The organism is Saccharibacillus qingshengii (assembly GCF_013185195.1).
GTDB classification, from domain to species: domain Bacteria; phylum Bacillota; class Bacilli; order Paenibacillales; family Paenibacillaceae; genus Saccharibacillus; species Saccharibacillus qingshengii.
The window spans coordinates 56,674-69,728 of sequence record NZ_JAAZWC010000010.1 but is presented as its reverse complement, the minus strand read 5'-3'; the positions used below and the strand labels follow the sequence as shown (position 1 = coordinate 69,728).

At 57.8% G+C, this 13,055-nt stretch carries 7 protein-coding genes; 5 read left to right on the top strand and 2 right to left on the bottom strand.

All coding sequences use genetic code 11. The annotated features are described in order from the left end of the window. Positions 1-75 precede the first annotated feature (75 nt). From HRQ60_RS10665 to HRQ60_RS10645, 5 genes are all read left to right on the top strand, one after another. On the top strand, positions 76-837 hold the full coding sequence (locus HRQ60_RS10665) for a pseudouridine synthase (RefSeq protein WP_172195905.1): 762 nt from the start codon (positions 76-78) through the stop codon (positions 835-837). Next, positions 812-1,501 (top strand): vWA domain-containing protein, encoded by a 690-nt coding sequence (locus tag HRQ60_RS10660; RefSeq protein ID WP_246281265.1) that lies wholly within the window; start codon positions 812-814, stop codon positions 1,499-1,501. Before HRQ60_RS10665 ends, HRQ60_RS10660 begins: the two co-directional genes overlap by 26 nt. Further along, on the top strand, positions 1,501-2,289 hold the full coding sequence (locus HRQ60_RS10655; RefSeq protein ID WP_172195797.1) for a PP2C family serine/threonine-protein phosphatase: 789 nt from the start codon (positions 1,501-1,503) through the stop codon (positions 2,287-2,289). Before HRQ60_RS10660 ends, HRQ60_RS10655 begins: the two co-directional genes overlap by 1 nt. Further along, positions 2,286-4,274 (top strand): protein kinase domain-containing protein, encoded by a 1,989-nt coding sequence (locus HRQ60_RS10650; RefSeq protein ID WP_172195796.1) that lies wholly within the window; start codon positions 2,286-2,288, stop codon positions 4,272-4,274. Before HRQ60_RS10655 ends, HRQ60_RS10650 begins: the two co-directional genes overlap by 4 nt. A 188-nt stretch (positions 4,275-4,462) precedes the next feature. Then, on the top strand, positions 4,463-8,398 hold the full coding sequence (locus HRQ60_RS10645) for an LPXTG cell wall anchor domain-containing protein (protein WP_172195795.1): 3,936 nt from the start codon (positions 4,463-4,465) through the stop codon (positions 8,396-8,398). A 148-nt stretch (positions 8,399-8,546) separates the two neighbouring features. Here the strand turns inward: HRQ60_RS10645 and HRQ60_RS10640 are convergent, their stop codons facing one another. Beyond that, positions 8,547-9,734 (bottom strand): response regulator, encoded by a 1,188-nt coding sequence (locus tag HRQ60_RS10640; protein WP_172195794.1) that lies wholly within the window; start codon positions 9,732-9,734, stop codon positions 8,547-8,549. Positions 9,735-9,790: 56 nt separating this feature from the next. Next, positions 9,791-13,012, bottom strand: coding sequence for a hybrid sensor histidine kinase/response regulator (locus HRQ60_RS10635; RefSeq protein WP_172195793.1), 3,222 nt, complete (start codon positions 13,010-13,012; stop codon positions 9,791-9,793). Positions 13,013-13,055: the final 43 nt, after the last annotated feature.

The following is a 13,055-nucleotide window of genomic DNA, read 5'->3' as shown; positions in this document are numbered from 1 at the left end:
TTTTGGCGGGAAAAATTTTCATGAAGTCCGCATTCCGGGTATTACCTATAGAAGAAACGAAAGTTGGCACGACCTATGCGCATCAACAAATATGTCAGCGAGACCGGCTACTGTTCCAGGCGGGAGACGAATCGGCTGCTGGCCGCGGGACGGATCTCGATCAACGGGCAGCCGTGCAGCGGGGCAGACCACGTACAGCCCGGCGATACGGTAACGATCGACGGCCGTGCGATTCCTCGGAAAGCCGAAGCGGTCTATCTGGCTCTCAACAAACCGAGGGGAATCGTATGTACGCATGCGGAAGGAGTAACCGGCAATATCGCCGATTTTATGAACTTTCCTGTGCGGATCTTTCCCGTGGGCCGGCTCGACAAAGATTCCGAAGGTTTGATTCTGCTCACCAACGACGGCAGTATCGTCAATCGGATGATGCGGGCGGAGAACGGACACGAGAAAGAATATACGGTTGCGGTGGACAAACCGGTGACCGAAGACTTTCTGCAGCGTATGCGGCAGGGAGTCGCGATCATGGACACCGTTACCCTGCCCTGCCAAGCCTACTCGATCGGCGAATGCTCTTTTGGTATTCGGCTGACGCAGGGACTGAACCGGCAGATCCGCCGCATGTGCAAAGAACTGGGATACCGGGTTACGCAGCTCCGGCGCGAGCGCATCATGAATGTGCGGTTGGACGGTCTGGAGACGGGGCAGTGGCGGCACCTGGGTACCGAAGAGCGAAATGAACTGCTCGAGGCTCTGCAAGATGGGGAAGACCGGCAAGAAGAGGCCGGAAAGAACAACGAGATCACAGATGAAGGGACTGCTTGCGATGTTTGAATTCGACCAGATACCGTTTGCCGCGGAATTTGCGGAAAACCCCGAGCCGAGATGTCCCTGCATTTTGCTGCTGGACACTTCGTATTCGATGAGCGGGCAGCCGATCGAGGAGCTGAACCGCGGCCTTTCTTCGTTTAAGGAAGAACTGATGACCGACAGCATGTCCGTCAAGCGGGTGGAACTTGCCGTGGTCAGTTTCGGACCGGTACAGGCTACCTCCGATTTCGGCACGCCCGACGATTTCTACCCGCCGATGCTGACGGCCAGCGGCAATACGCCGATGGGTGCGGCTATCGAGAAAGCGGTCGCCATGCTCGAAGACCGCAAGAATGTCTATAAGCAGAACGGGATCTCGTATTACCGGCCGTGGATCTTCCTCATTACCGACGGAGCACCGACCGACGATTGGCAGCGCGCGGCTTCCCTGGTCCGCGAAGGCGAAGCGGCGAAGTCGTTCATGTTCTTCGCGGTGGGGGTCGAGAACGCCGATATGAACGTACTGAACCAGATTGCGACCCGCGCGCCGCTCAAGCTCAAAGGACTGCGCTTCGCCGATCTGTTCTCCTGGCTGTCGAACTCGCTGAATTCCGTTTCGCATTCGACGCCCGGCGACCAGATCCGGTTGGAAAATCCGGCTTCGCCGGAAGGATGGGCGCTGATCTGATGTGGAAGTACGCGAACGTCTCCGTACGCGGCACGTCGCATGCCAAGAACGATACCCCCTGCCAGGATTATTCGCTGAGCCGGACGTTCGAGGGTCCCGGCGGTACGCAGGTGCTGCTGGCGGCCGCTTCGGACGGCGCGGGAAGCGCTTCGCGTTCGGACGAAGGCTCCGAGCTTGCCTGCACCCTGTTTGCCGACGCGGTCGGCAGGCATTTTGACCGCGGAGGGCAGGTGGAGGAATTGACGCGCGAGTTCTGCGAGAGCTGGCTCGGCCGGTTCCAGCGGGCCGTAAGAGCGCGTGCCGCCAAAGCCGGCTGCCGGTCGCGGGAGTTCGCCTGCACGTTTCTCGCGGCGGTCATCTGCGAAGGCGCGGCGGTCTTTATCCAGATCGGCGACGGTGCGATCGTATATGCGGAAAAGGAGGACGAGTATATGTGGGCATTCTGGCCCCAGCAGGGCGAATACGAGAATATGACGTATTTTGCGACGCAGAGCAGCGCCAAGAAGTTTTTGCAGCACAGTCTGCATACGGAGCGTACGTACGGCGAAGTCGCCGTGTTTACCGACGGGCTGCAGCGTCTGGCGCTGCATTACCAGACCCGAAGCGCCTATGCGCCTTTTTTCCGTCCTTTCTTTTCCGTACTAAGACGCCTCGAAGAAGAAGACCATACGCGCTACAGCGATTCGCTGCGTGCGTTTCTCGATTCGGATCGGGTCAATGACCGGACCGACGACGACAAGACGCTTGTCCTGGCGACTTGGCAGCGCGAACGGGAAGAATCGTCATGAAGCGGGCGGACCGGATCGTAAGCGGAAGCGGGATGGATGTGATCTTCGGACAAGAGCTCGGGCGGGGCGGAGAAGGTTCGGTCTTTGAAGTCGACGGCCGTCCGGAAGTGGTCGCGAAAATCTATCATAAGCCGCTGCCCAAAGAAAAGCAGGACAAGATCGAAGCGATGGTGCGGCTCAAAACGGAAAGGCTGCTGCGCTTCACCGTATGGCCGGTCGAAGTGCTGCGCGATTCCGGCCGCCGTGTCATCGGATTTCTGATGCCGCGTCTAAACGGCAAGGAAATTCACAAGCTTTACGGTCCGAAGACCCGTTTGACCGAATTCGCCCAGGCCGGTTATCCGTTCCTGGTACATACCGCCGCCAATCTGGCGCGGGCTTTCGCGGCCGTCCACGAAGAAGGACATGTGGTCGGAGACATCAACCACAGCAACTTTTACGTAACCGATCAGGCCACGATCCTGATGCTGGACTGCGACAGCTTTCAGGTCCAATCGGGCAGCAAACGCTTCGGCTGCGACGTCGGCATCCCTATGTATATGCCGCCGGAGCTGCAGGGCGTCACTTCTTTTCGCGGCATGGTCCGCACCCGCAATCACGACAATTTCGGTCTGGCCGTCTTTATCTTCATGCTGCTCTTCATGGGGCGGCATCCGTTTGCCGGCAAGTATTCCGGACAGGGCGAGATGCCGATCGAGCGGGCGATCCGCGAGTTCCGTTTCGCCTACGGGCCTTCTTCGTCCGCGCGGCAGATGCAGCCGCCTCCGGGCTCGCTGCCGCTGCAGCTGCTGCCGCCAGCGGTGCAGGCGCTGTTCCTGCGCGCTTTTGCGCAAGAGTCCATGACGCGCCGTCCGGATGCGCAGGAATGGGTCTCTGCGCTGCAGGAGATGGGCGGCACCCTGGTTCCTTGTGCCGCCAATGCCTGGCATCATTATCCCGCCCATGCCGGCTCCTGCCCCTGGTGCGCCATGGAAGCCGCAACCGGCGGCCTCCTGTTTCGCCCGGCGGATTCCGCTTACCGCACTTCCGCAGGCGCTGCACAGGCCGGCGCGGGATCTTCCTCCGCCGATCCCGGCGGCGGATTCCACCTGCCGGCCGTATGGGGGCAAATTCAGCGCGTGCCGAAGCCTGCGGGCGCGCGTACGCTGCCGGAACCGTCGTCCCTGCAGCCGCAGCTCTCGGCACCGGTGACGGCCTATCTCAGGCGAAAAAGATGGCGGGGGGCTTTGTCCCTGCTGTCCCTGGCTTCGGGTGCGGGCGTATGGATCTTCCTGCCCGGATTCTGGATACTGACCGTCGGCGTGCTGGCGGGGTTCAATCTGCTGCTCCTGGCAGCGGGGAGAGGCCGCCGGGCTCTGCGCGAAGAACGCGCCGAAACCTGCAGCCTTCTTCGGGTTCGGTGGAACGAGGTCTCTCGCCGGTACATCGAAGCGAGCGGGCATGGCGCTTTCTCCGCCAAGCTTCAGGAACTGGAGCAGGCGCGGCGCGATTATCTCGATCTTGAGGGCTACAAAGCCGGCGAGCTGCGCCGGCTGGAAGGCAGACAGCGGGCGGTGCAGCTGCAGTCTTATCTGCGGCGGCAGCGGATCGATCAGGCGCAGCTTGACGGGATCGGCCCGGGCCGCCGGGCGACGCTGGCGCTGTTCGGTATCGAGACTGCGCTGGAAGTCGAGACGCACCGTCTGGCGCGCGTTCCGGGCTTCGGCCCGGCCAATACGCGCATGCTGCTCGCCTGGCGGGACCGGATCGAACGCCGGTTCACTTTCGATCCGGTGCTTGGACGGGTTCCGGCGGCCGAAGTGCTGGCCGTGGAACGTGCGGTCGAAGCCCGGACGCGCGAGCTGGAACGGCGCCTCTCCGCGGGTGCTGCGGAGCTGATGCGCATCTCGTCGGGCATACGCGCACGGCAGGAAGCCGCGCTGCGCGAAGCGGGCGGTACCGCCCAGGCTTTGGCCCAGGCCGAACTTGATTTGAAGGTTTTGTGACTCCCGCATGGAGTAAAAGTGCAGTTCAAGCGACGCAAACCGAAATCCGCCGAACGGGGATTCCGGTTTGCGTCGCTTTTTTGCCTTTTCAGGCCTGTTCAGTTTTTGTATATGTGCTTGGAATATGCTTTTTCTCAGGCGATTGCCGAGCAAGCATGCTTACATATACAAAGGGAGGGTAACGAAAAATGAGAAAGAAAATGAGTCTGCTGGTCATCGGCCTGCTGCTTGTGGTGCAGATTCTGCAGGGCTTCGGCTTTGCGGCATCCGCAAAAGCGGAAGAGGCGGGGACCGGGGCGGCGCAGACCTTGGAGATAACCGGCGATGCACAGCAGCCGGAACAAGGTACGGAAGTGGAAGGATTAACCCAGGAGATAACCGGCGGGGAGCAGGCACAGACCTCGGCACCAGCGGAGGAAGTCGCTCCGGCATCGGTCGTCGAGGACGAAGCGGCGCCGGCGGAAGAAGTTACTCCGGCACCGGTCGTCAAGGACGAAACGGCACCGGCGGAAGAAGTCACTCCGGCACCGGTCGTCAAGGACGAAACGGCACCGGCGGAAGAAGTCACTCCGGCTCCGGTCGTCAAAGACGAAGCGGCACCGATCGAAGAGGAAGCTCCGGCTGCCGATGAAGAAGCCGCCGCGCCGAAAAAGATTTCCGCGCTGGCAGCGGATGCCAGAGCTCCGAAAGCGATGACGGAGAACCTGATTACGTCGGTTGAGCTGACTGCATTCGATGCGAACGGCCAGACGGTCACAAACGGCGTGTACGAACAAGGAGCCAAAGTGAAGCTGGACTTCAACTGGGTACTCGGCGACGGACACGATTACGTATCCGGCGATACGTTTACGTTCGATCTGCTTCCAGCCGACAAGTTCGTGCTCTTCAACGACATTTCCGGTCCGCTGCTTATGGACGACGGAAACAGCGTAGGCACATTCAAGGTGGATCGCCAGACCCGCCAGGTCGTGATGACATTCAACGAGTTCATTACCGAGTACGATGCGGTGAACGGCAAGTTGAATCTGGAAACCACCTTCGACAAACAGAAGATTACGGGTTCCACGCAGCAGCAGATCAAATTCCCGATCAAAGGCGGCGAACAAGTCGTCGATCTGGTATTCAAGACGAATATTACCCCGGACATGAGTAAAAAAGGAACGCGGAACGGCGAATTGAACGCCAAGAGCATCGAGTGGACGCTTGAAGTGAACCGGACCGGCCAAAGCGTGCAGAATGCGGTCGTAACCGATCTGCTTCCGGCAGGACTCAAGCTGCAGGAAAATTCGGTGATTGTCTATCCGCTGACGTTCAATCTGGACGGCAATACGGCAGTGGCCGGAACGGCTCTGCCAAGCGGCGATTACACGCTGGGCAAAGCGGCCGGCGACAAAGAATTCACGCTTTCTTTCAACAATCCGATCGATTCCGCTTACCGGATCGTATTCAAGACGGATGTGACCGAAGCCGCGGTATTTAACGGCACTCAAGCCAAATTCGACAACACGGCGACATTCGACGGCGATAATATCGACGAAACGAATGCTTCGGCCAGCGTCACGATTCAAGGCGGAGCGCTGCTGAACAAGAAATCGACAGGATTTAACCCGATCGACCAAAGCATCTCTTGGGCGATCGAATACAACTACGGAGAACGCTCGCTTATCCAAGCGAACGCCAAACTGGAAGATCTGTTCGATGCTTCCCAGAAACTGAAGAACGGCGCGTCGGACATCAAAGTCTACGAAGTATCGACGGCATCCGGCAGCGCAGTCAAAGGCGCCCTGGTCGATGCATCGGAATATACCGTCACGCTGACGCCGGAACAAAACGGCAAGACCGGATTCGTGCTGCAGTTTAACGCACCGATCGATTCGGCCTACGTGATCGAATACCAGACGATTGCGGCCAAAGAAGTGTACGAAAAAGAAACGATCACGAACACCGTAACCGCAGGCGGCGAAACCAAAACGGCTACGCGGGATCTCAACCAGGTCTTCCTGGATAAAAAGAGAAGCGGCGTCAACTACACGGACAAAACCGTGAACTGGAACATTACCGTTAACCAAAACAAAGCCAAAATGAACGGAGTCAAAATCACCGACACGTTCCCAAGCGGCGGTCTTACCCTGAAACCGGCAACGGTTCTCGTCAAAGATTCGAACCAGAATACCGTGGATGCGAGCGAGTACGAACTCAGTGCTTACGGAACTCCGGCGGATTATTCCAAAGGGTTCACGCTGACGTTCAAAAACGCGATCGAAGACAAGTATACGATCACGTATACCACGGAATTCGATACCAACCGTACCAACATGATCAACAGAGCGGTACTGGGCTGGATCGATACGCTCGACAGCAAGCCGCACGAAGTGACTAAGGAAGACGGCTTCGATCCGAACGGCTATACGAAAAATAACGGCTACAAAAACGGCAGTTACGATGTCAAGACGAAGCAGCTGAGCTGGTCCGTAGGGATCAACTATAACAAAGAAGAACTGAACGGAGCTTCGATCGAAGATGTCCTGAAGGCCAATCAAAGTCTCGTTGCAGATTCGCTGAAACTGCACAAAATGGTCATCAAACCGGACGGCAGCGTGACTGCAGGAACCGAAGTAACCGCTGCAGGTTATGCGTTTACGTATGACTCGACTGCACGCAAAATTGTCGTTACGCTTAAGCAGAACGACACTTCCGCTTATATCCTGACGTTCAAAACGACGCTCGAAGGCAAATTGATCAACGATAAAGTCTCGAATACTGCAGTCGTGAAAAACGGAAACAAAGACTCGTGGCCGCTGACATACTCAGTCACCATTCCAAAAGGCGGTCAATATGTCGCGAAAAACGGTGAACAAAACGGTGAAAATATCGATTGGAACATCGAAATCAACGCCGCCCAATCTTCCGTAACCGATGCGGTCATTACCGACAAGCCGACCGCCAATCAGGTTCTGCTTCCGAATACATTCCATCTGTATGAAGCCGATGTCCAAGTCAACACGCAGGATCCTGCGAAAAGCACGTTGACCAAAGCCAAGGAATTGACTGCGGAAACGGATTACAAGATCGAAATCAAGAAAAATGTGGAAGGCCACGATTACTTTACGCTGACCTTTACCGAAAAAGAAATTTCCAATGCTTTTATCCTGGAATATTCAACGCTGATCAACGCTGCCAATAACGAGAAAGTATCCAACACGGTTGCTTTCGAAGGCAAAAACGTAGAGACGATCAGCAAAGAAACAAGCGACGATGTAATCGTTGGCGTATCGTCCGGTTCGGGCAGCGGCAGCGGTGTCAGAGGACAGCTGACCGTTCTCAAAGTCGACGCGGACGACAGTTCCAAACTGCTTGCAGGTGCGGTCTTTACCCTGGATCGCAAACTTGCGGATGGCACGATCGTGAGAATCGGCGAGCAAACGACCGGTGCAGACGGCAAAGCCGTATTCACCAAGCTGCTGTCCGGTTCGTATATTCTGACCGAAACAAATGCTCCCGAAGGCTATGCACTGGATCTGACATCGGCCAAGCGCACACTTGAAGTGAATGCGGCCGGTACGAACAGCGTAACGATCAAGAACAGCAAAACGCCGGTAACACCGCCGGTAACGCCGCCAGTGACACCACCGGTAACGCCTCCGGTGACACCGCCGGTAACGCCGCCAGTGACACCACCGGTAACGCTTCCGGTAACACCACCGGTACCGGGCTTGTTCTTCCCGGTTCTGCCTCTTCCGACGCCGCTGATTACGCTGCCGGAAGACGGACCTCCTGCAGGCGGAATTGACGTCGATCCGGATCCGGTAACGCCGGAGCCTACACCGGTTACCCCACCGGCACCGACACCGGTACCCGACGACAGTATCGACATTACCGATGAGACGCCTCAGGGCGGTCTGGATGTAAATCCCGATCCGACGCCGGGCGAGCCTCAGCCAGTCCCTGTGCCGGTAGAATCGCCGGACGGACCGACCCCAAGCGGGACGGTATCGGTTGAAGGCGATGTCCTTCCGCAAACAGGCGACTTCAGCACTACTCCGATTCGAGGTGTAGGTGTAGGCCTGATTCTGATCGGACTGATCGGCTTCCTGCTGGTTCGCAAGAACAGTCTCCAAAAGTAAGACAAAGTCCGGATTGGATCGAACACCCTCTCCCCCCACGCAAACAAGAAAAGCCGCTTCCGAAGGGATTATCCCTTCGAGAAGCGGCTTTTTTTGCAGGCAAACTATTTTCTTGCGGAATAGGGCAGGGCCGAGCGGAAGAGTCTGCTTACCGGATAGCTGACCGGAGAGCGGGAGGTACGATTCCGCTGCCGGAAATCTCGCCCGCATTCCAGCGTCTATACCATTCGGACAAAGCGATCGGCATTTCCACATCAAGTTCCTGTTCGAACAAACGCTCCGCCAGGCGGTAGCGGTCGTCGACGGCAGCGGGATCGCCGAGCAGGGCATAAGCCTGCAGCAGACCCAAATGGGCATGTTCGGAGTAGGGGTGAAGCAGGGCGAGCTTTTCGTAGGCTGCGGCCGCTTCGGCGATCCGGTTGTTCTCGAGCAGAAACAGGGCCAGTCCCGAGCCGTGATGAAGCTGCATCGTCCGAAGCCGCTGGCGTTCGCCTTCCGCCCAGGCATAATCGTAATCGGCCAGATAGTCGCCGATGTAGAGATCCGACAGGCGCAGATGATCGGCGCAGTTGTCCGCGTTGACAGGACCGAGCGAGCGGATACCGCTCTCGAACCGATCCACATCCAGAGCTACGCCGGCCAGGTGCAGCGTGTATCCTTCGCCGCCGCTTGCGTTGACGATCTCCGCATCGATGCCGCTCTGCTTAAGGCACTGACGGATCTGGTAGATCGTCGTGTACAGATAAGTGGAAGCCCGTTTGAACGGGGATTCCGGCCAGAACTGCTGGATCAGATGGTCTTTGCCGACAAAGCGTTCGCGATGATAGAGCAGGTAGGCAAACAGTTCCTGCGCTCTCGTGGTCCGCCACCGAAAAGGCGGGACTTCGGAAGCGCCGGGAACGGCGCAGGAGCGAAGTGTCTTGAAGCAGCCGATCACGGTTTCCTGCGGGATCGGTTCGGAAACCGCAACTTCCTTGCGCCGTCCGTTCAACCGGGCCAGTGTCTTGGCGAGTCTTGCGCGCTGCACGGGCTTCAGTACGTAATCGAGCGCATTCAGCTCAAAAGCTTCGATCGCGTAGCGATCATACCCGGTGACAAATACGATGTCGGAATCGGGACTTGCCTGCTGCAGCATCTCCGCGGCCTGCATGCCGTTGATCTCGGGCATGACAATATCGAGAAAGATCACGTCTGGCCGACTTCGGCGCGCCGCTTCCACGGCGGCGGCCGGATCGGTGTACGATTCGACCTCTTCGAATTCAGGCAGTTCGCGCAGCAGCTTTTCCATCTGCATCACGGCCAGCTTTTCGTCGTCGATCAGCAAAGCCTTCATCATGTTCGACTCACCTCTTTAGCGATTTTCTTCTGGGATGAAAAAGCGGGAAAGCGGTGTTAATCCGAAGCCAGACCGCTTTGTTCCGGCGGATATCCGCCTTCGGGAATACGGAACGACACGGTGGTTCCTTCGCCGAGGCGGCTGCGGATCGAAAGGCCGGAACCGTACAGACGCTTGAGACGGCGGTCGGTATTGAGTGTTCCGATGCCCTGGCGTCCGCTGCGAACAGGAATCAACAGACTGCCCAGCGTCTCGTCGTCCATGCCGATTCCGTCATCGGTAACGGTAAAGACGATGTCTCCGTCCACGGCTTCCGCACGGAGCGAGACGCAGCCGCCTTTGGAGCGGCTGAGGACGCCGTGCCGCACCGCATTTTCCACAAGCGGCTGGATACAGAGCGGCGGCAGCAGCAGGTCCGGATCGATATCGTCCGCGATCTCGACTTCGACGCGCAGTCGGTCTTCGAATCGCATCGTTTCGATATACAGATAAGATCGGACAAGTTCAAGTTCGCGTTCAAGCGGAACCAGAGGGCGGGCACTCCAGTAATCGAAGCTGATCTTCAAATAAGAACCGAACGCTTCGATCGTTTCGTTCATCTTATCGATATCGATCCCGCTCAGCGCCGTAATCGAGTTCAGGGCATTGAACAGGAAATGCGGCTGAATCTGGGCCTGAAGATAAGCGGCTTCGAGGCTCAGGCGTTCGCTGACCGCGTGCTTGAGATCCGTCAGCGCTTTGACCCGGTAATTCAACTCCAGCGCATCGGCGGGTTTGGACAGATAATCGCTGGCTCCGGCGGCGAAGCCGGCATAAATATCTTCCGGCCGGCTTCGCGCCGTGAGCAGCAGAATCGGCAGTTCGGCCCGCGAATAACGATCACGGATCCGGGAAGCCAATTCGTATCCGGACATCTGCGGCATCATGACATCCGCAATGACCAGGTCCCAGGTACGATTCTCAAGCCGTTCCAGCGCTTCCGCACCGCTCAGCACGGACGTAACCCGGTATCGCTCTTCCGGCAGCATACTGCGCAGAACGCGCAGGTTGACCGGATCGTCGTCCACGGCGAGAATCTGCGGCCGGCGGTCAGAATCGGTGAGGTCTTCCCGGAGCCAAGCCGGATCTTCGTTCGAAACGTCGGGAAAGCGCTCTTCCACAGAATAAGCCGGAACCTGCACTTTGTCACTCTTTTGCCTATCTTCGGCGGTCCCAAGCCGTGAGGCATCGAAGATTTGTTCGCTTTGAAGCCCGTTCTCCCAGGCGGAGACTTCGGCAAGCGGCAGCGAAAAGAAGAAGATCGAACCTTGGCCGGGCTCCGATTTTGCTCCAAGTTCTCCGCCGTGCAGCTCGGCCAGGCTGCGGCTGATACTGAGGCCCAGACCGATCCCGGCTGCATTCTGCAGCGGATCCCCTTGTTCATAAGGCGCGAAGATTCGAGTCAGCTCCGCCGCAGTAATCCCGTTTCCGGTATCGGAGACCGAGATGACCGCACGAAGGCCGTCTGCCGGATCTTCGGCCAGCTCCGCGCTTACTTTTACTGTGCCCGAAGCGGTGAACTTGATCGCATTGTGCAGCAGGTTGAACAGAATCTGTGTCAGCCGCTTCTCGTCCGCGTAGACGGAAGGGAAATCGTCCGGGATGCTCAGTTGAAGTTCAAGAGGTTTGCCTACCGTCATATACCGCAGCATATCCATCACACCGGCAGCCGTCGATTGGACTTTGACCGCTTCCGGATAGACGCTCAGCCGATTCTCGCGAATCTGGGAAACGTCGAGCAGATCGCCGAGCAGCAGTCCCATACGGCGGCCGACCTGGCCAAGCAGCTGCAGGTCTTTTCGGGAACGCTCGCTCAGCGCATCGCCTTCCGCAGCCAGCACACTGTCGGCCATATTGATCATGCCGTGCAGCGGAGTCCGCAGCTCATGCGAAGTATTGGCGAGGAAATCGTCTTTGGTACGATCCGCTTTTTGCAGGCGCTGCGCCAGATCCGCCAAGTCCGCGTTGATACGGAAATACCGTCCGACGGCATAAGCAACAGTGCCGAGAAAAGCGAGCAGAATATCGAAAGCGTAAAAGCCCGGTTCGACCCAGCCCGCATTCTTGAAGCCTCCCCAGAGCAGAGTGGAAGCCATACCCGCGGCGGCGACCAGCAGAAATACGGCGTTGCGGTCTTTTTCGAGAACGTAGCGGACCAGCAGCACGGGCACCCACAGCGAGGGGAACAGCGTCGCGGCGCTGAATACGCCGATCTTGGCCGAATAGAGGACGGCCTCGATCGGAGCCACGACGATAAAGATGGCGTACACGGCGGCCGGAACAAAATAATACCGATATTTGCGCTGCCTTGCCGGCTCAAGGGAGAACGAGACGGCAAGCTTAAGCATCAGCGTCATCATCGCCGTGTAGGAGAACAGCGAAATTTTCTTGGCGGCGGCGTAATCGAACGGCCAGATCGAGAGCAGAATCTTGTCTTCGTCCAGCGAAATGCCGAGTACGGCCGCGGCCAGAAGCAGCGTAAACAGCAGGAAAAATTTGTTCTTGCCGCTGAACCAATAGATCATGCCGACGTATAACGCGTGCAGCAGCAGAATGGACAGCGTAATCAGCTGCATCCCGACGTTGTATGTCCGCTCGGAGTTGATGGCGTTCGTCGAACCGAACTTGATCGAACGGGCGATACCGCCGCGGCGTGCATTCTCGAAGTTGGAGACTTCGACGATCAGCTCGATCTCCGACGTTTCGGGCAGAGGCACCAGATCGCTTTTGACATTGGCCACGTGGGCTTCTTCGGTCTGGGCGGGGGTTCCGAGCTGGGCTTCGATTTCGCCGTTGGCGTACAGCCGGAACGCCGTCTGGATATCTTTGATCATTAATTTGTAGGATTGTGCCTGCGCCGGATCGGTCAGAATACGCAGCCGATAGCTGCCGTATCCTTTGGCCAAATCCTGGTCCGCTCCGAAGCCGGCCTGCCAACTGCCCGGGACACGGAGATAAGCCGCTTTCTTCGTATCGGGCGGATCGGATTGAATAAACTGGCCGGGGTAAAATTCCCATTCTCCATCAAGCGGTATCGTATGCCAACGGTCGAGTGTGGTCTGGCGCAGATCGAGCACCCCCTGCGACGCACGCGGAGGGTTTTGAAGCGAGTAAGGATTGGTCAGCAGCAGGCGCAGCCCGGCCAGGATGACCAACAACAGAAGCAGCAGCAGAAACACCGAAATTCTCGGCCTAAGCCGAAACGTTTTTTTGGAGGTTTGGCGTGTAAAGGTTCTCATACTTCCTACTTTAATTCTGCCGGGCTTGCGAATCCACCTTTTC

Excerpts from the sequence above, each read along its gene's own strand:
- HRQ60_RS10665 (WP_172195905.1), top strand. The coding sequence starts at position 76 with ATGCGCATCAACAAATATGTCAGCGAGACCGGCTACTGTTCCAGGCGG.
- HRQ60_RS10660 (WP_246281265.1), top strand. The coding sequence starts at position 812 with ATGAAGGGACTGCTTGCGATGTTTGAATTCGACCAGATACCGTTTGCC.
- HRQ60_RS10655 (WP_172195797.1), top strand. The coding sequence starts at position 1,501 with ATGTGGAAGTACGCGAACGTCTCCGTACGCGGCACGTCGCATGCCAAG.
- HRQ60_RS10650 (WP_172195796.1), top strand. The coding sequence starts at position 2,286 with ATGAAGCGGGCGGACCGGATCGTAAGCGGAAGCGGGATGGATGTGATC.
- HRQ60_RS10645 (WP_172195795.1), top strand. The coding sequence starts at position 4,463 with ATGAGAAAGAAAATGAGTCTGCTGGTCATCGGCCTGCTGCTTGTGGTG.
- HRQ60_RS10640 (WP_172195794.1), bottom strand. The coding sequence starts at position 9,734 with ATGATGAAGGCTTTGCTGATCGACGACGAAAAGCTGGCCGTGATGCAG.
- HRQ60_RS10635 (WP_172195793.1), bottom strand. The coding sequence starts at position 13,012 with ATGAGAACCTTTACACGCCAAACCTCCAAAAAAACGTTTCGGCTTAGG.